The sequence below is a fragment of the Methylocapsa aurea genome (genome assembly GCF_000746085.1).
GTDB classification, from domain to species: Bacteria; Pseudomonadota; Alphaproteobacteria; order Rhizobiales; family Beijerinckiaceae; genus Methylocapsa; species Methylocapsa aurea.
Genome location: NZ_JQKO01000004.1, coordinates 91159 through 112184, shown reverse-complemented (window position 1 = coordinate 112184; position 21026 = coordinate 91159). Strand labels below are relative to the sequence as shown.

The following is a 21026-nucleotide window of genomic DNA, read 5'->3' as shown; positions in this document are numbered from 1 at the left end:
ATTCGCCCATCGAGCTAGAATTGGCGCCGTCGGCCGGTTGCCGCGCCGCGCTGGGAAAGCTAGGCTGCTTTCTCCTTATCTCGGTGAAAAAAGCCGGTTCTCGACGTGGCCCTATCAGCTATCGCCCTCCTCTTCGGTTATTTTTGCGGCTCGATTCCTTTCGGGCTTATTTTGACCGCTCTGGCCGGGACCTCGGATCTGCGATCCATCGGGTCCGGCAATATTGGCGCGACCAATGTTCTGCGCACTGGCCGCAAGGATCTCGCCGCGCTGACCCTTCTCCTCGACCTTTTCAAGGGCGTGGCGGCGGTCTTGATCGTTGGATATGTCACGCAGCGGGCGCTTCCCCCGAACAGCGCCTGGCCGCCTGTTCAAGCGCTCGTCGCGGCGTTCGGAGCCTTTCTAGGACATTTGTTTCCCATTTGGCTGGGGTTCAAAGGCGGCAAGGGCGTGGCGACTTTTCTGGGGTGCCTTCTCGCCCTGGCCTGGCCGGCGGGGCTCGGCTTCATCCTCATATGGCTGAACGTCGCCTGGTTCACCCGTTTCTCCTCGGCCGCGGCGCTCGCGGCCAGCGCCCTGACGCCGATATTTCTGCTGTATTTGGGCCAAACCAGCACAGCGGTTCTGTTCGCCGGGATGGCGATCATTCTATGGATTAAGCATCGCGCCAATATCGCCCGCATCGCGGCGGGGACGGAAACAAAAATCGGGCGGAAATAAATGGCGCCCCCTTTTGCGCCCTCGGCCGTCGTCGAACTGACCGAGGCGCAACGTTTCGATTGGCTGCGCCTCGCGCGCTGCGAGAACATCGGACCGCGTACGTTTGACGTCCTGCTCAGCCGCTACGGCGGCGCCCGCGCGGCGCTGGAGGCTTTGCCGGAGCTTATCAGACAGGGCAAGCCCGGCCGGCCGATTAAAATCGCGACCGTCGAGGAAACCGAGCAGGAACTCGAGTTGATGCGGCGCGCCGGCGCGGTCTTCATCGGCCTATGTGAGCCGGACTATCCGCCGCTTTTGCGCCGCATCGACACGGCGCCGCCCTTGATCGCCGCGCGGGGCGATCTTGCGAGCTTGCGCCGCTCCAAGGTGGCGATCGTCGGCTCGCGCAACGCCTCGGCGGCGGGGCTCGCTCTCACCGAGCAACTGGCGCGCGGCATCGCCCGGGCGGGTCACGTCATTGTCTCGGGGCTGGCGCGCGGGATCGACGCGCGGGCGCATCAGGCTTCGATCGAGACCGGGACGATCGCGGTGCTCGCCGGAGGCTTGGGGAATATCTATCCGGCCAATCATGAGCTTTTGCTCGAACGGCTCCTCGAACGCGGCGCGGCGATCAGCGAAATGCCGTTTGGCTGGGAGGCGCGTGGGCGCGATTTTCCGCGCCGCAATAGGATCGTCGCCGGGCTCTCGCGCGGGATCGTGGTGGTCGAGGCGGCGCGCCGCTCGGGCTCTCTCATCACCGCGAAATTCGCCGCCGAACAAGGTCGCGAAATCTTCGCGGCGCCGGGCTCGCCGCTCGATCCGCGCGCTGAAGGCGCCAATGACCTCCTGCGCGAGGGCGCGACATTTTGCACCAATGCGCAGGATGTGATCGAGGCTCTAGCCAAGCAAAATTTGTCACAGGAGCGACCAGGTTTCGGCTTCTTCGAGCCCGACTTTTCGGCTGAGTTCAGCGAGCCCTTATGGGATGAACTCGATCTTCCCGAGCTGGCGCGGGCGGCTGCAGCGCCGGCCCCTTTGCCGCCAACCAATGACATTGGCTCCTTGATCGAGCGCGAGGAAGCTTGGGAGGAATTTATCTCAAACAGCGAGGCCGATGGCGGCGAGGCCGACGGCGATAGGGTCGCGGCGCCGCCGGCGCAACGTTCGCGGACGGAGATCGTTCAGCGCGTCATCGAACTCCTCGGGCCAACGCCGGTCTCCGTCGACGAGATCGTGCGCGCCTCGGAGGCGCCGGCGCGGGACGTGCGGACGATTTTGTTCGATCTTGAACTTGCCGGGCGGCTCGAACGCCACGGCGGCGATCTCGTGTCATTGATCTGAGATCTTGATTTGAGATTTGGGCCTGCAACATTGAATGAAAGCAAAGCCAAGGCGTGGCTTGGCCGAATTCTTAGGTGTCCTCAGGTTTCAGCCGCGTGTATTTTTCGCTAATTTATCATAATCTTACTGAGCAGTACGGCGGATCTTCGCCGGGTGGGCTCAGGAGGGCGCATTGTGTTCGAATTCGCGTCGGCGTTCTTAAGCTCCGATAGTTTATCGCCGCATGGGATATGCCTGACTTGGCGTCCAGAACTGATCTGGACCCATGTCGCAGCGGACGCCGTCATCGGCCTCGCCTATTACTCGATCCCTTTCGTGCTCGCCTATTTGGCCTATAAGCGCCCGGATTTCGGTTTTGGATGGGTCATATGGAGCTTCGTCGCCTTCATCCTCGCTTGCGGGACAACTCATTTCATGTCGATTTGGACATTATGGGTTCCCGATTATGGATTGGAGGCGGTCGTCAAAGTCATTACCGCGGTCGCGTCCGTCGCCACCGCAATCCTGCTTTGGCCCTTGCTGCCGCGCGTGCTCCAACTGGCTTCGCCCGAGCAATTGCGCCTCGCCAATGAAGCTCTAGCGTTGCATGTAAAGGAGCGAGACGCCGCCTTGGAGGCGCTTCAGAAGGAGGTCGAGGAGCGGCAATTGGCGCAGGACATGCTCAGGCAGGCGCAAAAAATGGAGGCGGTTGGGCAATTGACCGGCGGCGTGGCGCATGATTTCAATAATCTGCTGACCGCAGTTTTAGTGAGTCTGGATCGCGCCGTCCTACAGAGCGAAGCGCCGCGGGGCGAAACGCCGGATCCAAAACTCAAGAAAGCGCTTCAAACCGCAACGGCCGCAGCCGAAAGAGCCGCGGCTCTCACAAACCGGATGCTCGCCTTCGCGCGCAAACAACCGCTCAAGGCCATGAGCGTCGGAGTCAACGAACTTGTGTCCAATCTCTCGCCTCTCCTTAAGAATGCCTTAGGCGAGCATGGGACGCTGGCCCTCGACCTCGATCCGCAGGTGGGAAACGTCTGGGTTGATCGCAATCAACTGGAGCAGGCGCTCCTCAATCTTACCGTCAACGCGCGTGATGCAATGCAAAATCGAGGCAAGATGACGATTGCGACGCGGACAATCGACATGGGCAGCGGAGGGGAAAAAGTCCCCGGCGCTGAGATCGAGGTCAAGGATTCGGGCTGCGGCATGAGCAAAGAGGAGCAAGCCCGCGCTTTCGACCCATTCTATACAACGAAGCCAATGGGCAAGGGCACTGGCCTCGGCCTTAGTCAAGTCTATGGTTTTGTCCAGCAGTCCGAGGGAACCATCCGGCTCGACAGCGCGCTCGATCATGGAACCAGAGTATTAATTCACCTTCCTGTCATTGCGAAAGCTTGAATATGGCGCACAGACCCGTCCTTCTTGTCGTCGAGGATGAACCCCTGGTGAAAGACTCGCTCGCTCTCGGACTCGAAGATGCAGGCTTCGAGGTCATCGCGGCCGAAAGCGGAGATGAGGCGTCATATATTCTGCCAAGAATGCGGCGAATAGACCTTTTGCTCACGGACATTAGAATGCCGGGCAAGATCAACGGTTGGGCTCTGGCCGATATGGCGAGATCCCGCCGCCCGAATCTGCCAGTAATTTATACGAGCGGGTTTTCGCCTCAACAAGGAAGGGACGTCGAAGGCAGCATCTTCCTCCCGAAACCTTATCGCATCGGTGAAATACTCAACGCGATCGAGGAGCTCATGTCGGGCAATGAGAAAATGTCCTCCATCAATGAGGAGTTGAGTTCCGCGAATGAGGAGCTGGAAGTCTCCAAGGAGAAACTCCAGTCGCTCAATGAAGAGCTGCTGACAGTGAATGCCGGTCTGAAGGAGCGTGTGGCTGAGCTGAGCCGCACCAACAGCGATATCATTAGTCTTTTGAAGAGCACGCAGTTCGCGACGGTCTGTCTTGACCAGAAACTCACGATCAAGCACTTTACCCCGGCCGCACGGGATCTATTCTATCTGGCCGAAAGCGACGTCGGTCGTCCGATTTCACAAATACGCTCGCGGCTCCGCCTCGATTCGGTTCAAAAAGACGCGAAACGCGTATTGCGCACGCTAGGCGCCGTCGAGGCGCAAATTGAAAGCGACGATGGCGCCAAGCGATATTTGATGCGGATTTTGCCCTATCGCACGCTCGGGAATGTGGTCGCGGGCGTTGTCATCACTTTCGTTGACGTGACCCCGGTCACTGCCGCCGAAGCCGAGATCTTCAGTCTGGTCCGCGATCTGCGCAACCGCGTCGAGACAATGGAGCGGATTCTCGATCTCCTCCCCGCCGGAGTTTTCATCGCGGGCAATGACCCGATGCAGCATGTGCAAGTCAATCGTTATGGCATTCGGCTCTTAGGTGAAAAAGGCGATCAAAAGGGACCGCGAGACGTGCCGGTGCCCTACCGGCTATTCGACCATGATCGCGAATTGGCGTTTTGGGAGCAGCCGCTCCAACGGGCCGCTCTTACCGGTCGGGCCGTGCCGGCCATGGAGGGCCGATTGGTGCGTCGTGACGGCCGTTCGGTGGACGTGATGATGGCGGCGGAGCCGCTATTTGATGAGCTTGGCGCGCCGCTTGGCGCAATCGCCGCATTCATCGACATGTCGGAGCGCGATAGGGCGGAAAAGCCCGCCGACGTTCCCGCATCCTCCGAAAGAGCCAGCGGGCTTTCCAGAGCGCTTCCCGATCAGATGGGTTCATCGGATCGAAAAGGAATCGCTTAGATTCAATGAGTTAGAACACGCTCTAGAAGTCCGAGAGAATAGTCCAGCTTGACAGTCTTCTCGAGCGCGAAATCAGAATATCTGTCGAATTTCCTGCATTGCGAAAGCGTGAGCATGGTGAAGCAAGTCATTTTGGTCGTCGAGGATGAGCCCTTGGTGAAGGACTCTATTGTCCTCGAGCTCGAAGAGGCTGGGTTCGAGGTCGTCGCGGCCAATAGTGGAGATGAGGCGTCGTATATTCTGCCGAAAATGCGGCGGATCGATCTTTTAATCACCGACATCAGAATGCCCGGCCGGGTCAATGGATGGGCTCTGGCCGACATGGCGAGATGCCGGCGGCCAAACCTGCCCGTGCTCTATACGAGCGGATATACGCCTCAGCACGGGAGGGAGGTCGAAGATAGCATCTTCCTGCCGAAACCTTATCGCGTCAGTGAAATATTGAACGCGATCGAGAAACTTACCAGCGGCGACAAGAATTCTGACGCCGCCTGACGGGTCTCGTTTCCCCTCCTGGAGCGCTTTTAGATTCAGCGGACTCAGAAAGCCGCTCTAATTTTTTATTTTATCGCATTTTCTTTACGCGAGCCCGTCTCCGCTTCGCTCGAAAATACTCAGACTTTTTAGCACGGGAGCGATTTCCATTCGATCGGAGAGCGCTTTGGCCAGCGCCGATTGACCATGTTCATGAGGCCAATCGGCGCGCTTTGCTTCAGCCCAGGATCGCCTTGTGATGGGCGATATGGTCGCCGACGAAGGTCTGGATAAAATAATAGCCGTGGTCATAGCCTTCGTGGCGGCGCAGCGTCAGCTCCTGACCGGCTTTGGCGCAGGCGGCTTCGAAAAGATGCGGGTGCAATTCGCGCTCGAGGAACTGGTCCTTCAAGCCCTGATCGATCAGGATCGGCGGCAGGCGGCGGCCCTCGCCGATCAAGGCGGTCGCGTCCCATTGCGCCCAGGCCTTGTGGTCGGGACCGAGATAGTTCGAAAAGGCCTTTTCGCCCCAGGGACATGACGAGGGCGCGACGATCGGCGCGAAAGCCGAGACGGAATGGAACTTGTCCGGATTGCGCAAGGCGGCGACGAGCGCGCCATGGCCGCCCATCGAATGGCCGAAAATGCCCCAGCGCGCCGGATCGACCGGAAAATGCGCCTCGATCAAGGCTGGCAGCTCCCGCGCCACATAGGAGCCCATGCGATAGCCCTCGCGCCAGGGCTCCGCGGTCGCGTCGAGATAGAATCCGGCGCCAAGGCCGAAATCCCAGCTCGAGTCGTCGCCTGGATAACGGCGGTCGCGCGGCGAGGTGTCTGAGGCTACAAGGATATAGCCGGCCTTCGCGGCGTGCTGCTGCGCGCCCGCCTTCACGATAAAGGTTTCCTCGGTGCAGGTGAGTCCGGCGAGATAAAGCAGCGCCGGAACTTTCTTGCCGGTGGCCCCTTCGGGGACGAACACCGAGAAACGCATGTCGCCGCCGATCTCCGTGGAGGCGTGGCGATAGAAGCCGACTTCGCCGCCAAAGCAGCGATGCCGGCTGATTTCCGTCAAGGCGCTCATCAGAACTCCACCACGGCGCGGATCGACTTGCCTTCATGCATAAGGTCGAAGCCTTCGTTGATCTTTTCGAGCGGCAGCTTATGGGTGATGAGATCGTCGATATTGATCTTGCCGTCCATGTACCAGTCGACGATGCGCGGCACGTCGGTGCGCCCGCGCGCGCCGCCGAAAGCCGAGCCTTTCCACACCCGCCCGGTGACGAGCTGGAAGGGGCGCGTCGATATTTCCGCGCCGGCGGGGGCGACGCCAATGACGATGCTCTCGCCCCAGCCCTTGTGGCAGCATTCCAGCGCCTGGCGCATCAAAGTGACATTGCCGGTGCATTCGAACGTGTAGTCCGCGCCGCCTTTGGTCAGATCGACGAGATATGGGACAAGATCCGTCCCGATCTCCTTCGGATTGACGAAATCCGTCATGCCGAATTGTTCGGCGATGGCCTTCTTGGAGTTATTGATGTCGACGCCGACGATCTGGTCCGCGCCGATCAGCTTGAGCCCCTGGATGACGTTGAGGCCAATGCCGCCAAGACCGAAAACCACCGCGCGGCAGCCGACTTCCGCCTTCGCGGTCCAGATGACCGCGCCAACGCCAGTGGTGACGCCGCAGCCGATATAGCAGACCTTGTCGAAAGGCGCGTCCTGCCGGATTTTCGCGAGCGCGATCTCGGGGACTACGATGTAGTTCGAGAAGGTCGAGGTTCCCATGTAATGGTAAATCGGCTGGCCTTTATAGCTGAACCTCGTCGTGCCATTGGGCATCAGGCCCTTGCCTTGGGTCGCGCGGATTTTTTGGCAGAGGTTGGTCTTGCGCGACAGGCAATAGTCGCATTCCCGGCATTCCGGCGTGTAAAGCGGAATGACATGGTCGCCTTTTTTCAAGGAGGAGACGCCGGGCCCGACATCGACGACGACGCCGGCGCCCTCATGGCCGAGCACGCTCGGGAAGATCCCCTCCGAGTCCTGGCCGGACAAAGTATAGGCGTCGGTGTGGCAGATGCCGGTCGCCTTGATTTCGACCAGCACCTCGCCCTCGCGCGGCCCCTCGAGGTCGAGTTCGACGATTTCGAGAGGCTTTTGAGCCTCGAAAGCAACCGCTGCGCGTGTTTTCATGAGTTTTGCCCGTTTGCGAGAAGCGCCTCGCCGTTTCCTGTCCCCTTACGCGCGCGCTCGCCGGATCGAGCGACGAACCTTGCGCAAAGCGCGCTCGCGGGGTTGCGGCGATGGATTAGCGCGGTTTTGCGCTTGCGGCAATGGCTGCGCATCCGTGGGCGCTTTCAGGTTCATCGGAATCGGAAAGCGCCTCTATCTCTTTGTATTATTACAATTTCTTGACGGAAGACGGCGGTTGCTTTCCTCGCAAATGCTCTAACCGGAGGATGCCGGCGGCCAGCATCCACTTCGCTCGAAAATGCTCTAGAGCGCTTTCCGGCCGAATGGAACCATTCGGCCGGAAAGAAATCGCTCTAAATTCAAAAGCTTGAGCATATTCTTATCGCTCAGATCAACCTGAGCGGAATATGCTCTAGGAGTCGAAGGCGCGGACGGCGTCGGGATCGGCGTTCAAGGGCGCAAGACCTGGAATGAAAGCATCGAATGCGGCCCAGAACTGCTCGCGAATGGCGTCTCGCTCGATCAGAATCTCATGACGCGAATAGGGAATCGTAATGACCCGCCCTGCTTTGAGGCGGCTTCCGAAGGACTCGATCGCCGCCGTGTCGCAGAGGCGGTCAGCCCCGGCGGCGGCGATCAAGATCGGGGTCAAGGTCCGGCGCGGAAACTCGACATCTTCGAAACGACGCATCAGGCTGAGAGCGGCGTTGACCCAGCCGATCGTCGGATCGCCCACTGCGAGGTCGGGCGCGGCCGCGATGGTTGCGGCGATGCGCTGAAAACGGTTGGGATCGGAGGTCAGGACATTGTCGGCGAAGCCCCGCGACATATAGGGATTGCCGCCGCCCCCAGGCGCGAAGGAGGCGCCAAATCCCAGCATCGTAAGGGCGCTGACGAGGGCGCGCCCGGCGCGTGGGAAGCGGAGATCGCGGATCCCGATCATCGGCGCGGTGACGACGATGCGTTCGAAAGCCGAGCGCCCGGTGCGGGCGTCGGCGAGAAGAATGGCCCCGCCCATGGAGTGGCCGAGCGCGAACCAGGGCGGACGGCAATAGGGTTCGAGCACTTTGGTTCGCAAGGCGTCGAGATCGCGCGCATAGGCCCGGAAATGGCCGACATGGCCCTTGCGGCGGTTGGACAGGAGGCGGTCGGAGAGGCCTTGGCCGCGCCAGTCCAGGACCACCACATCGAGGCGCCGCTCCAGCAGTTCGGCGATGACTTCGAAATATTTTTCGATGAATTCAGCCCGTCCGGGCAAAATCGCGACCGTGCCGAAGCAAGGTCCCTCGCAGCGCCAGCGCGCCACCCGCAGGTTCACTTTGTCGTGGGTCGCAATGCTTGCGACGATGACCCCTGGCGGGGCGGGATTTTCTGCGATCGTGCAAAGTTCCAATGCGAAAACCTCAATGCGCCCCAAGGCGAATGGCGGAAGGCGGGAGTTTGGCGCCCTGCCGGGTCGGTTGAGTTTAGCGCGACGCCAGCAAGAAGTCTTGCCTAGGGCCCCGGTTTTGGCCGCCTGGTTTGGTCGCCGGGCGCCTCTTGCAACGGAAAACTCCATCCCTACATCAAGCCCTGCGCGGGCCGCTCTCGGACGCGCGAGAACAGAGGCGAGCCATGGGCGCTTTGTCGGCTCAGCTTCGTGTCGCTTCATCATGGAGGATATGCAGATGCGTCAATTCGATCTTTCCCCGCTTTACCGCTCGACCATTGGATTCGACCGCTTGTTCAGCATGATCGATCAGGCCGCCGGTCTTGAGGCGGCGCCGAGCTACCCGCCCTATGACATCGAACGCACGGGCGATGATTCCTACCGGATTTCGATCGCCGTCGCCGGCTTTTCCGACAAGGACCTTTCGATCGAAACCAAGGAAAATACCCTGACCGTGCGCGGTTCAAGGGAAAGCCCGCGCGAGAACGGAGCCGCGAAGCCGGAGATGCTCTACCGCGGCATCGCAGCGCGCGCCTTCGAGCGGAGATTCCAGCTCGCCGATCATGTTCAGGTAACGGGCGCGCGGCTGGAAAACGGCTTGCTCCACATCGACCTGCTTCGCGAAATTCCCGAAGCGCGGAAACCGCGTCAGATCCCCATCGGCAAGGCCGGTGCGGAGGTCGGCCCGCAAGTTGTCTCGACGGCGCAACAAGCGGCTTAATCCCACCGGGCGGGTTCCCCCCTCCCTAACCTGGCTTGGTGGTGGAAGGGCGTCTCCTGGAGGCGCCCTTTTCCATTTGCGCCCGCGCCAACGGCGTCAGGCGGCCTCAAGCTGCTTCCTGCGCGACGGCGAGAAAACGCTCGATGTCTGACGCCTGCGTCGCGAAGGACGTCACCAGCCGGACAAAGACTTCGTCCTCGCTTGGAAGAACAATTTTGGGGTCGAAGCTGCGAAAACTCCATTCGTAATAAAGCGCGCCGGCGGCTTTTAGCGCCGCGTCCGTCTTGCGCGGCAAAATCGCAAAAACTTCATTCGCCTCTCGCGTCCAGGGCAGCCGCACGCCGGGCGCTTTAGCGAGACCTTCGGCCAGCCTGACCGCACGGGCATTGGCGGTTTTCGCGAGCTCGAGCCCATGGCCCTTTTCGAGATAGGCGACCATCTGCGCGCCGAGAAAGCGCCCTTTCGACAAAGTATGCCCGCCGCGCTTGCGTTGATAGGGAAGGTTCAATGCTCTGCGGGGATCGAAAAAGATCAAGGCTTCGCAAGCGAGCGCGCCATTCTTGGTCGCGCCGAAGGACAAGACGTCGATCCCCGCTTTCCAGCTCATTTCGGCGGGGGTCGTCCCCAGGGCGACGAGCGCATTGGCGAAACGCGCCCCGTCCATGTGCACCTGAAGTTTGGCGTCATGGGCGATCGCGGCCAGTTCGGAGAGCTCCGCGCAAGTATAGAGGGCGCCGCATTCGGTCGCCTGCGACAGCGACAAGGCGGCGGGCTGGACGGTTTTCACCACGCCGCGCGGAAAATTTGCAAGGGCCGCCGCGAAGTCGCGCGGCGCGATCTTGCCGGCGTGGCCAGGAATGCCGACCAGTTTGGCTCCGGCGGTAAACATTTCCGGCGCGCCGCACTCGTCATCGAGAACATGCGCGTCTTGATGGCAGAAGACCGCGCCCCAAGGGGGGCAAAGCGCGCCAAGCGCCAATGCGTTCGAGGCGGTGCCGGTGGCGACGAGAAAACAGGCGATCTCTTTCTCGAAAACCTCGCCCAAGAGCTCTGCGGCCCTGGCGCTGAAGGGGTCCGCGCCATAGGCAGGGGAGGGGCCCTTATTGGCCGCAAGGATGGCGTCGAGGATGGGCTGGCTCGCCCCGGTGGTGTTGTCGCTGGTAAAATCCATGGCGTTTCAGGCCCGGGTTAGGGAAGCGGCCTCGACCCTCCAGGGTCCGGCCTGACCTGCGAGGCCAGCTGCGCATACGGGAAACGCCATGAATTTGCTCCGCCCTTGTCGAGCCGATTCATGCTCGCGCCCTGGGTGGATACCATGAAGAACGGCCGCGCCTCCACAGGCAATCTCTGGTGGGGCGCAACGCCGCGGGAAGCGCCCCCAGGCGAGCCTACCTGTTGGGACAAATGGGCGAACTTGCCCGACAAATTTTTAATGCAAGCCAACATTGCTTCCGTCGATTTTCATCTCTTGTTAATCAAGATAAAATCTGCAATGTTCACCCCCTTGAAATAGGACAGTGTTGCTGACCATTACAGGCCGGGACAGCCGCGAAAAATCCTCGCATCGACAATCGGCGTTTTTTTGATAGAGGGTTAGAGATGACCGACCCCATTTTCCGCGACCCCACTGCCGGCCCTCTCGTCCTCGATCCGGGCCTCCCCGCCGAGCAAGGCCTCTATTGCCCGACCCGCGAGCATGACGCTTGCGGCGTCGGCTTCGTCGCCGACATGCATAATCGCAAGTCGCATGACATCATCAAGATGGGCCTCGAGATTCTCCTCAATCTCGATCATCGCGGCGCGGTCGGCGCCGATCCCAAGGCCGGCGACGGCTGCGGCATGCTGGTCCAGATCCCGCATCGATTCTTTGTGGATAAGGCGCGCGACCTCGGATTCGACCTGCCCGAGCCAGGCGAATATGCCGTTGGCGCCTTGTTCCTGCCGCGCGATCCCGAGGGGCGCGCGATTGTTGAAGCGATTGTCGAAAACACCGTCGCCGAGGAAGGGCAGATATTTTTGGGCTGGCGCGATACGCCGGTCGATCCCTCCCGTCTTGGCGAGAGCGTCAAGCCGAGCGCCCCGGTCAGCCGCCAGATCTTCATCAAGCGCGGTCCCCATGTCGAGGATCAGACGGTTTTCGAGCGCCGGCTGTTCATCCTCCGCAAGGTCATTTCAAACGCCGTCTATAATTTGCGCGATTCCCGCACGGCGGGCTTTTATCCGGTTTCGCTTTCGTCCCGCACGATCGTCTACAAAGGCCTCCTGCTGGCGACCCAGCTCGGCCATTATTTCCAGGATCTCGCCGATCCAAGCTTCGAATCGGCGCTCTCGCTCGTGCATCAGCGCTTCTCGACCAATACGTTTCCGACCTGGTCATTGGCCCATCCCTATCGCCTCGTCGCCCATAATGGCGAGATCAATACGCTGCGCGGCAACGTCAATTGGATGGCGGCGCGGCAGGCGTCCGTCGCCTCGGGGCTATTCGGCAATGACATCAGCAAGCTCTGGCCGATTTCCTATGAAGGGCAATCGGACACGGCCTGTTTCGACAATGCGCTCGAATTTCTCGTGCAGGGCGGCTATTCCCTCGCCCATGCGATGATGATGCTGATCCCGGAGGCCTGGTCGGGCAATCCGCTTATGGACGAGGCGCGGCGCGCCTTCTACGAATATCACGCCGCCTTGATGGAGCCCTGGGACGGGCCGGCGGCGGTCGCCTTCACCGATGGCCGCCAGATCGGCGCGACGCTCGATCGCAATGGCTTGCGCCCGGCGCGCTATATCGTCACTGACGACGGCCTTGTCGTGCTGGCCTCCGAGGTCGGAGTCCTGCCGATCCCGGAAGAGCGGATCATCGCCAAATGGCGGCTGCAGCCGGGCAAGATGCTGCTGGTCGATCTGGAGCAGGGCCGCATCATCTCCGACGACGAGACGAAAAATGCGCTGGCGACCTCGCACCCTTACGCCGAATGGCTGGCCCACACCCAGATCGTCCTCGAGGATCTCAATCTCGTCGAGCCGCGCTCGACCCGCACCGACGTCTCGCTGCTCGATCGCCAGCAAGCCTTCGGCTACACGCAAGAGGATTTGTCGCTGTTGATGTCGCCGATGGCGGTCACCGGCCAGGAGGCGGTTGGCTCGATGGGGACGGACACGCCGATTTCGGCGCTGTCCTCGAATTCGAAGCCGCTCTTCACCTATTTCAAGCAAAATTTCGCCCAGGTGACCAATCCGCCGATCGACCCGATCCGCGAGGAACTGGTCATGAGCCTCGTGTCCTTCATTGGGCCGCGCCCGAACATCCTCGATCAGGAAGGCAATTCGAAGCGCAAGCGCCTCGAAGTCCGCCAGCCGATTCTCACCAATGGCGACCTTGAGAAAATCCGCTCGATCGGCCATTTCGAGGAAGCTTTCGACACCAAGACGCTGGACATCACCTATCCGTCGGAAACCGGGGCGGAAGGCATGCGCGAGGCGCTGGATCGGCTGTGCAATCGCGCCGAAGGCGCCGTGAATGGCGGCTTCAACATCATCATCCTGTCCGACCGCCTCGTCGGGCCCGACCGCGTTCCAATTCCCGCGCTGCTCGCCACCGCGGCGGTGCATCATCATCTGATCCGCAAGGGCCTGCGCACCTCGGTCGGACTTGTCGTCGAAACCGGCGAAGCGCGGGAGGTGCATCATTTCGCGCTTCTCGCCGGCTATGGCGCGGAAGCGATCAATCCCTATCTCGCCTTCGAGACTCTCGCCGCAATGGCCGATGAGTTTCCCGACGAAGTCGACGGATACGAGGCGTGCAAGCGCTACATCAAGTCGATCGACAAGGGATTGTTGAAGGTGATGTCGAAAATGGGCATCTCGACCTATCAATCCTATTGCGGTGCGCAGATTTTCGACGCGGTCGGCTTGGCAGAAGAGTTCGTCGCGCGCTATTTCACTGGAACCGCGACGAGGATCGGCGGCGTCGGCCTGCCTGAGATCGCGCAGGAAAGCGTGCGCCGGCACAAGGACGCTTTCGGCGATGCGCCGGTCTATCGCAACGCCCTCGACATAGGCGGCGATTACGCCTTCCGCATTCGCGGCGAAGCGCATTCCTGGTCGCCGCAGTCGGTCTCGCTCCTGCAACATGCCGTGCGCGGCAATAATGCGGAGACCTATGGCGCCTATGCCGCGCTGTTGAACGATCAGAGAGAGCAGCCTTTGACCATTCGCGGCCTCTTCCGCATCAAGAGCGCGGAGGAAGACGGCCGCGCGCCGGCGCCGATCGACGAAGTCGAGTCCGCCGCCTCGATCGTGCGGCGCTTTTCGACCGGCGCGATGTCCTATGGCTCGATCTCGCGCGAGGCCCATACGACGCTGGCGATCGCGATGAACCGGATCGGAGGCAAGTCGAATACCGGGGAGGGCGGCGAGGAATCGGATCGCTACAAGCCGCTTCCCAACGGCGATTCGATGCGCTCGGCGATCAAGCAGGTGGCCTCCGGCCGGTTCGGCGTCACCACCGAATATCTCGTCAACGCCGACATGATGCAGATCAAGATGGCGCAAGGGGCGAAGCCGGGCGAAGGCGGCCAATTGCCGGGCCATAAGGTCGACGCCGTCATCGCCAAGGTGCGCCATTCGACGCAAGGGGTCGGCCTCATCTCGCCGCCGCCGCATCATGACATCTATTCGATCGAGGATCTTGCCCAGCTGATCTTCGACCTGAAGAACGTCAATCCGGAGGCCTTGGTTTCCGTCAAGCTCGTCTCCGAGGTCGGCGTTGGAACGGTCGCCGCCGGCGTCTCGAAGGGCCGGGCCGATCATGTGACGATTTCAGGCTTTGAAGGCGGCACCGGGGCCTCGCCGCTCACCTCGATCAAACACGCCGGCAGTCCATGGGAGATCGGGCTCGCCGAGACGCATCAGACGCTCGTGCTGAACAAGCTGCGCTCGCGCATCGCGGTGCAGGTCGATGGCGGCCTGCGCACCGGGCGCGACGTCATCATCGGCGCGCTTCTCGGCGCCGATGAATTCGGCTTCGCCACTGCGCCCTTGATCGCCGCCGGCTGCATCATGATGCGCAAATGCCATCTCAATACCTGTCCGGTTGGGATCGCGACGCAGGACCCGGTGCTGCGCAAGCGGTTCACAGGACAGCCCGAACATGTGATCAATTTCTTCTTCTTCATCGCCGAGGAAGTGCGGCAATTGATGGCTTTCATGGGCTATCGCACCGTCGACGAGATGATCGGGCAGATGCAGATGCTCGACAAGCAGAAGGTCGTCGAGCATTGGAAGGCGCGCGGGCTGGATTTCTCAAAGCTGTTCCACAAGCCGCAGGCCGCGCAAGGCCAATCTATTTTCCACTCCGAGGCGCAGGATCACGGGCTGGACAATGTGCTTGATCGCGCGCTCATCGGCGCGGCCAGGGCGGCCATCGATGGCGGCGCGCCGGCGCGGATCGAAACCGCGATCAACAACACCAATCGCGCCATAGGCGCCATGTTGTCGGGCGAGATCGCGCGCCAACATGGCCATGCCGGCCTCCCGGACGGGACGGTGCGCATCGACGCCAAGGGAACCGCCGGCCAAAGTTTCGGCGCCTGGCTCGCCGCGGGGGTCACCCTCACGCTGGAGGGGCAGGCGAATGATTACGTTGGCAAGGGACTTTCGGGAGGCAAGATCATCATCTTTCCGCCGGCGGCGTCGCGGATCGAGCCCGAACAATCGATCATTATCGGCAATACCGCGCTCTATGGCGCGATCGCCGGCGAATGTTATTTCCGCGGCGTCGCGGGCGAGCGCTTCGCGGTCCGCAACTCCGGCGCGCTGGCCGTCGTCGAGGGCGTCGGCGACCACGGCTGCGAATATATGACGGGTGGAATCGTCGTGGTGATCGGCGAGACGGGCCGCAATTTCGCCGCCGGCATGTCGGGCGGCATTGCTTATGTCCTTGATGAGGACGGCCGGTTCGCCGAGCGCTGCAATCTCGCCATGGTGGAGCTCGAGCCGCTCGCGGAAGAAGAAGACCTGATGCAGAAGAGCTATCACCAGGGCGGCGACCTCGACTTCCACGGCCGCGTCGACGTCATGGGCGACATGACCCGTTTCGACGCGGAGCGGCTGCATCAGCTGATTTCAAACCACGCAGACTTCACAGGCTCGGCGCGGGCGCGGCGGATCCTCGACCAATGGGGCGACTATAAGCATAAGTTCCGCAAGGTTATGCCGGTCGAATATCGCCGCGCCATTGAGGAAATGCGGGTGGAGCAGGAGCAAAGGCTGCTTGCGACGGTGGGGATTTAGGGCTTCCCCACTGAGAAAGCGCCACAGAACAACTGAAGCATTCGGGCGTCGCGGGCGATTGCGTCCGCCAGAGGATATTCCATGGGCAAGGTGACGGGGTTTCTTGAAATCGATCGGCGCGATCGGCGCTATGCGCCGGCCTCCGACCGGATTCGCCATTACCGGGAATTCGTCATCCCGCTCTCGGAGGAGGCGACGAAGGATCAGGCGGCGCGCTGCATGAATTGCGGCATTCCCTATTGCCACACCGGCTGCCCGGTCAACAATCAGATCCCCGATTGGAACGATCTCGTCTATCGCTCCGATTGGGAGGAGGCCTCGCGCAATCTCCATTCGACCAATAATTTTCCTGAATTCACCGGCCGCGTCTGTCCGGCACCATGCGAAGCTTCTTGCACGCTGAACCTCAACGACAACCCGGTGACGATCAAGACGATCGAATGCGCGATTGTCGATCGGGCCTTCGCCAATGGCTGGGTGGCGCCCGAGATCGCCAGCGTGAAGACGGGCAAGAAAGTCGCGGTGGTCGGTTCGGGGCCGGCGGGCCTTGCCGCCGCGCAGCAGCTCGCGCGCGCTGGCCATGAGGCGCATGTTTTCGAGAAGAACGCCAAGCCTGGCGGCTTGCTGCGCTATGGCATCCCCGATTTCAAGATGGAGAAGCATCTGATCGACCGGCGGATCGACCAGATGCGCGCCGAAGGCGTGAGCTTTTATGGGAGCGTGAATGTTGGCGTCGATCTCGACGCCAAGACTTTGCTCGATGATTTCGACGCGGTGGTTCTCTGCGGCGGGGCGGAAAGGCCGCGCGATCTGCCGATCGAGGGCCGCACCCTCGCGGGCGTGCATTTCGCGATGGAGTTTTTGCCACAACAGAACCGGCGGGTCGGCAAGGAGCCGATTCACAGCAACGAGCCGATCCTCGCTGGGGCCAAGCATGTTGTCGTCATTGGCGGCGGCGACACCGGCTCGGATTGCATCGGCACGTCGATCCGACAAGGCGCGCTTTCGGTGACCCAACTCGAAATCATGCCGCAGCCGCCGGAAAAGGAAAACAAGCTTCTGACCTGGCCGAACTGGCCGTTGAAACTGCGCACGTCCTCGTCTCAGGAAGAAGGCGCGAAGCGGGATTTTTCGGTGCTCACCAAGGCGTTTCGCGGCAAGGATGGCGCGGTAAAGAAAATCCTTTGCGTCAGGCTCGACGATAAATTGAAAGAGATTCCGGGAAGCGATTTCGAGCTGAAGGCCGATCTTGTCCTGCTCGCCATGGGCTTTGTTTCGCCGGTGCAGGAAGGGCTCTTGCAAAGTCTTGGAGTGGCCTTCGATGCGCGCGGCAATGTCGCCGCCGATCAAGTGAATTACGCAACCTCGGTTCCGAAGGTTTTCGCCTGCGGCGACATGCGGCGCGGCCAATCCCTGGTGGTCTGGGCGATCCGCGAAGGGCGCCAAGCCGCGCGCGCCGTCGACGCCTTCTTGATGGGATCGAGCCTCTTGCCGAGATAGCGCCGCAGCGCGTCGCGGCCGAATGCTGGTCTACAGCACCACAACCCGCGCGCCGACGCCGACCCTCTGGTAAAGATCGATGACATCCGCATTCATCATGCGGATGCAGCCGGAGGACACGGCCTTGCCGATCGAATCCGGCTCATTGGTGCCATGGATTCGAAACAGCGTGTCCTTCTCACCTTGGAACAGATAGAGCGCGCGGGCGCCGAGCGGGTTTTCGAGACCGCCGTCCATTTCTTCGGGCAGGTCTGGGCGGCGCTTCAGCATTTCTTTCGGCGGAATCCAGCGCGGCCATTCCGCCTTGCGGCCAACTCGCGCGACGCCTCTCCACTCGAATCCTTGGCGGCCGACGCCGATCCCATATTGAATGGCGGATCCGCCGGATTGAACCAAATATAAATGCCGCGACTGCGTGTCGATGACGATCGTGCCAGGCGGCTCGTTCGTCGGATTTTGCACGCGCGCGGCGGTGCGTTCCCGGAGATTGACGCCGAGTTCGACGTCGCCGCTCTCGTAGCCCGCGCCATAGGCCCGGCCCTGCGCCGACGGACGCGCGCGACCGCCAGAGCGCGGCTCGACCGGCTGTTCATAAGGATAATAATATTCGCCGCGACGATAGGGCGGCGGCAATTCGTCGGGGAAATAGTCTGGATAGGCCGGATAAGCGTAAGCCGGATAGGCTGGATAGGCCTCATAGCCGGAATAGTTGCGCCATTGCGCGAAAGCCGGGCCAGCCGGCGCAAGGATCAGATAGGCAGCGGCCGGAAGGGCCAAGCAGACCGTGGCGACTCTTGCAACGATAGAACGCATCATGACACTCGACTTTGCTTGATCTGCCCCCGGCGCAATGGCGCGAACCTTGACAGGTGAAAACGGCGAAAGCGGGAAGCGCTGTCGCATTCACAGGCCTATGGAGCGGCCCTAAAAGCAAAGCCGGACCGATTCGGCGGATGCCGGAACCGGTCCAGTATGGTTTCGAACGCTTGCCTCGCGGTTAAAGCACGATAACCGGAGCGCCGATCTTAATCCGCTGATAAAGGTCGACAACATCCTCGTTGAGAAGGCGGATGCAGCCGGACGACACCGCTTGGCCGATGGTGTCGGGCTCATTGGTGCCGTGGATGCGGAACATCGTGTCGCCATGTCCATTGTAGAGATACATGGCGCGAGCGCCGAGCGGATTGGCGATGCCGCCGGTCATGACGCGCGGCAGATCGGGGCGGCGCTTCAGCATCGCGGCCGGCGGCGTCCATGTCGGCCATTCGGCGCGGCGGCCGATATAGGCGCGGCCCTGCCACGCGAAGCCTTCGCGGCCGACGCCAACGTCATAGCGCATCGCCCGGCCGCCTTCCATCGACAGATAGAGATAGCGGTTCTTGGTGTCGATCGTGATCGTGCCGGCGCGCTCGCCGGTAGGATCGTCGACGACTGCGCGCGTCGCCGGAATTTCGCGATTGAGCGCCGTCGGCAGGTTCGCCTGCTGAATGTGGCTTCCCTGTTGGGCCTGGCCGCGGAGAAGGCCGGAGGTCGCGCCGCCGTCGAAGGCGTTCGCTCCAGTCGCGAGCAGCGAGGCCGCGGCGGCCGCGACGAGAACATTTGACCTTAAGAAGCGGATTTTAAACACGTGGCAACCCCCGTTCGAAACCATTATGGCGTCTTCTATTGGTCACCGAACGCGCAAGCTGTGCGGTTTGTTCCATTGGAAAAAGAGACGATTGCGATTTTTTGGCGGCGAGGCGAGAGATCCGTTCCGCGCCTTGAGCATAGTCTCATCGAACAGCTGTTCGATGAGACTATGCTCAAACACTTTTATGCTGGAGCGATTTCTGATCGATCGAATGATTCCATTCGATCGGAAAGCGTTTTGGCATGTCTCATAAACACGGCCTTCCACCTGCGCGGCGCAATCTTGGAAACGGCGCCGAATTTTTTTAGATAAGATGGGGCGCGGCGGCGAAGCCATCGAGCGCAAGAGCGATTCAATTTAAGTCAACCGCGCGGGGGCGGCGCATCCAGATCGAACGAAAACATTTGGTCGATAGGATCCGACCCAAAATCAGCGTTGGGTCCGGCCGCGCCGAGCGCGTCCTGCAGGCGCTTCGAGAGCGCTTTCCGATCCAGGCGGAGAGCAGAGTCTAGCTCTTTGTATAGTTACATTGTTGAAGAGAGCCGATCGGCGCCTGACTCGGAGCGGGTCTAAGGCCGCGGTCTTGGCCAGGCGAAATCGTCCGCCCGGCCAGGTTTGGCTTCGAGTGGGCTTGTCTGTTGCGATGTCTCGCCGGCTTGGCGCTTGGGCCGGTCTCCAGATGCTCCGGTCGGCGCGATCCGCGTGGCGAGTTCGCCGCCCGGGGCGAGCACCGGGCCGGTCAAGGGCAGGATCGGGCCGGCGATCGGTTTGACCAGGGGCGGCGGAGCAACCGGCTCTGGCTCGGGTTCGCCGTTAGGCGGGGCGGGGGCGTCGGCTGCAGGGGAGGGGAGATTGGCGACCTCTGGATCGAGGCGCGGCCGGGTTTCATCGAGGTTCCTGCGGATTTCCGGCTCGATGAAATGCGCCAGTTTGCGCGCGCCGGCCTTGGTGAAATGGACCCCATCGGAGGAGCGCATGCGAACGATCTGGCCATTAATGTCAGGCCCGAGGGCGCTGTACTGACCGAGTTCGTCGGCGAATGCCTCCCAGATATCGATATAGGAGGCGCCGGCCTTGGCGGCATATTCGCGATAGATCTCGTTGAAGGCGGCGGCGTCGGCGGCGAGCCGTTCGCTTTTCAACACAGGCAAGCCGACCCAGACAAGCGGAATTTTCTTCTCGCGAAACATTGAAGCGATCGACTCGATCCGATGCGCATAGGCTTCCTCCCATTGCGGCGAGCGCGGTTCATGAGCCCCATTGGCGTCTCGCAGGGTCTGCCGGTCGTTGCTGCCGATCATCATGACGGCGAAGTCGATTTTTTCGCCGCTGGCCAGCAAGTCCTGCGCGGCTTTTGTCCAGTCGTAGAAATCGTCGCGCACCAAGCCGCTGCTTTCCTTCGCCTTGCGCAGGATCGCGACCTCAGGCCGGTCGGCAAAGGCCTCGCCCAAGCCTTGTTGCAGCAGCTGCGCGAGGCTGTCGCCCAGCACCGCAACGAAATAGCTCGGCGCGACGGCTGGCTTCTCGGCCGCTTTTTCGCCAGATTTTTCGCTCGTTCTTTCGGCCGGCCGCTCCGTTGTCCGGTAGCTTGGCTTTGGCCGCGCGGCGGAATGTTTCGGCGCGGCGCGGTGAACTTCCGGCCTAGGCCTCATGGGTTTCATGACATGGCCCGGCGGCGGATTGGGCTGGAACAAATGCGTGAACCAGGCAAAGGGATCGGCCTGGGCGAACGCCGCCGATCCGCCGCCAAGGTGCAGCAGAAGGGCGACAATGGCCAGCCAAAGCCCTCGCCCCGGCCGCCGCATCCTTGGGCAAGGCGGCGCCTGGGTTTCCCGTTGAACCATATCCATCATGCGGCCCAATATACGCCTCGATCGCCGCTGGCGCATCCCTTAAGCGGCGCCTTTCGCGCTCTGCTTCCGAATCGCCCGTGAATGCCGCTTGGTCGGCGACGTCAATGGGGAGATCCCGGCTCTCTTGCGCTGGAATGCCGCCGGA

The 21026-nt window shown here is 61.5% G+C and carries 16 protein-coding genes; 9 read left to right on the top strand and 7 right to left on the bottom strand.

Going from position 1 to position 21026, the window contains the following annotated elements; all coding sequences use genetic code 11:
* The first annotated feature begins 105 nt into the window (after positions 1–105).
* The 5 genes from plsY (at position 106) to DL86_RS03600 (ending at position 5291) form a co-directional block, all read left to right on the top strand.
* On the top strand, positions 106–720 hold the full coding sequence (gene plsY, locus DL86_RS03620; protein WP_036258300.1) for a glycerol-3-phosphate 1-O-acyltransferase PlsY: 615 nt from the start codon (positions 106–108) through the stop codon (positions 718–720).
* Positions 721–2040 (top strand): DNA-processing protein DprA, encoded by a 1320-nt coding sequence (gene dprA, locus DL86_RS03615; RefSeq protein ID WP_036258299.1) that lies wholly within the window; start codon positions 721–723, stop codon positions 2038–2040.
* Positions 2041–2214: 174 nt separating this feature from the next.
* A complete protein-coding gene (locus DL86_RS03610) occupies positions 2215–3423 on the top strand; it encodes a sensor histidine kinase (protein WP_051952611.1) in 1209 nt (402 codons plus the stop codon).
* Positions 3424–3425: 2 nt separating this feature from the next.
* Complete coding sequence (locus tag DL86_RS03605) at positions 3426–4796, top strand: PAS domain-containing protein (RefSeq protein ID WP_036258298.1); 1371 nt, start codon at positions 3426–3428, stop codon at positions 4794–4796.
* Positions 4797–4910: 114 nt separating this feature from the next.
* Complete coding sequence (locus DL86_RS03600) at positions 4911–5291, top strand: response regulator (protein WP_036258566.1); 381 nt, start codon at positions 4911–4913, stop codon at positions 5289–5291.
* 217 nt (positions 5292–5508) lie between these two features.
* Here the strand turns inward: DL86_RS03600 and fghA are convergent, their stop codons facing one another.
* The 3 genes from fghA to DL86_RS03580 all read right to left on the bottom strand — a co-directional run bounded on the left by fghA (position 5509) and on the right by DL86_RS03580 (position 8853).
* Entirely contained in the window at positions 5509–6351 is an 843-nt protein-coding gene (fghA, locus tag DL86_RS03595) for an S-formylglutathione hydrolase (protein WP_036258296.1), read from the bottom strand.
* The gene (locus DL86_RS03590; protein ID WP_036258295.1) at positions 6351–7460 is read right to left on the bottom strand and encodes an S-(hydroxymethyl)glutathione dehydrogenase/class III alcohol dehydrogenase; all 1110 of its coding nucleotides are present in this window, start codon (positions 7458–7460) and stop codon (positions 6351–6353) included. The genes fghA and DL86_RS03590 overlap by 1 nt, the downstream gene beginning before the upstream one ends.
* A 412-nt stretch (positions 7461–7872) precedes the next feature.
* The gene (locus tag DL86_RS03580) at positions 7873–8853 is read right to left on the bottom strand and encodes an alpha/beta fold hydrolase (RefSeq protein ID WP_036258564.1); all 981 of its coding nucleotides are present in this window, start codon (positions 8851–8853) and stop codon (positions 7873–7875) included.
* Positions 8854–9127: 274 nt separating this feature from the next.
* Between DL86_RS03580 and DL86_RS03575 the strand changes: the two genes are divergently transcribed.
* Entirely contained in the window at positions 9128–9610 is a 483-nt protein-coding gene (locus DL86_RS03575) for an Hsp20 family protein (RefSeq protein ID WP_036258562.1), read from the top strand.
* Between the two features lie 106 nt (positions 9611–9716).
* On the opposite strand, the gene DL86_RS03570 is transcribed toward DL86_RS03575, so the two are convergent.
* Positions 9717–10781 (bottom strand): threonine aldolase family protein, encoded by a 1065-nt coding sequence (locus DL86_RS03570; protein WP_036258293.1) that lies wholly within the window; start codon positions 10779–10781, stop codon positions 9717–9719.
* 120 nt (positions 10782–10901) lie between these two features.
* Here DL86_RS03570 and DL86_RS03565 point away from each other — a divergent pair, with 120 nt between their 5' ends.
* From DL86_RS03565 to DL86_RS03555, 3 genes are all read left to right on the top strand, one after another.
* Positions 10902–11123 (top strand): hypothetical protein, encoded by a 222-nt coding sequence (locus DL86_RS03565; protein ID WP_036258291.1) that lies wholly within the window; start codon positions 10902–10904, stop codon positions 11121–11123.
* Positions 11124–11209: 86 nt separating this feature from the next.
* Positions 11210–15898: a glutamate synthase large subunit gene (gene gltB, locus DL86_RS03560; protein WP_036258289.1), complete on the top strand. Its 4689-nt coding sequence runs from the start codon at positions 11210–11212 to the stop codon at positions 15896–15898.
* A gap of 81 nt (positions 15899–15979) precedes the next feature.
* On the top strand, positions 15980–17398 hold the full coding sequence (locus tag DL86_RS03555; RefSeq protein ID WP_036258288.1) for a glutamate synthase subunit beta: 1419 nt from the start codon (positions 15980–15982) through the stop codon (positions 17396–17398).
* Between the two features lie 30 nt (positions 17399–17428).
* On the opposite strand, the gene DL86_RS03550 is transcribed toward DL86_RS03555, so the two are convergent.
* From DL86_RS03550 to DL86_RS03535, 3 genes are all read right to left on the bottom strand, one after another.
* Positions 17429–18214 (bottom strand): L,D-transpeptidase, encoded by a 786-nt coding sequence (locus DL86_RS03550; protein ID WP_051952608.1) that lies wholly within the window; start codon positions 18212–18214, stop codon positions 17429–17431.
* A gap of 181 nt (positions 18215–18395) precedes the next feature.
* The gene (locus DL86_RS03545; RefSeq protein ID WP_245276213.1) at positions 18396–19025 is read right to left on the bottom strand and encodes a L,D-transpeptidase; all 630 of its coding nucleotides are present in this window, start codon (positions 19023–19025) and stop codon (positions 18396–18398) included.
* 572 nt (positions 19026–19597) lie between these two features.
* Complete coding sequence (locus tag DL86_RS03535; protein ID WP_051952606.1) at positions 19598–20881, bottom strand: SGNH/GDSL hydrolase family protein; 1284 nt, start codon at positions 20879–20881, stop codon at positions 19598–19600.
* Positions 20882–21026: the final 145 nt, after the last annotated feature.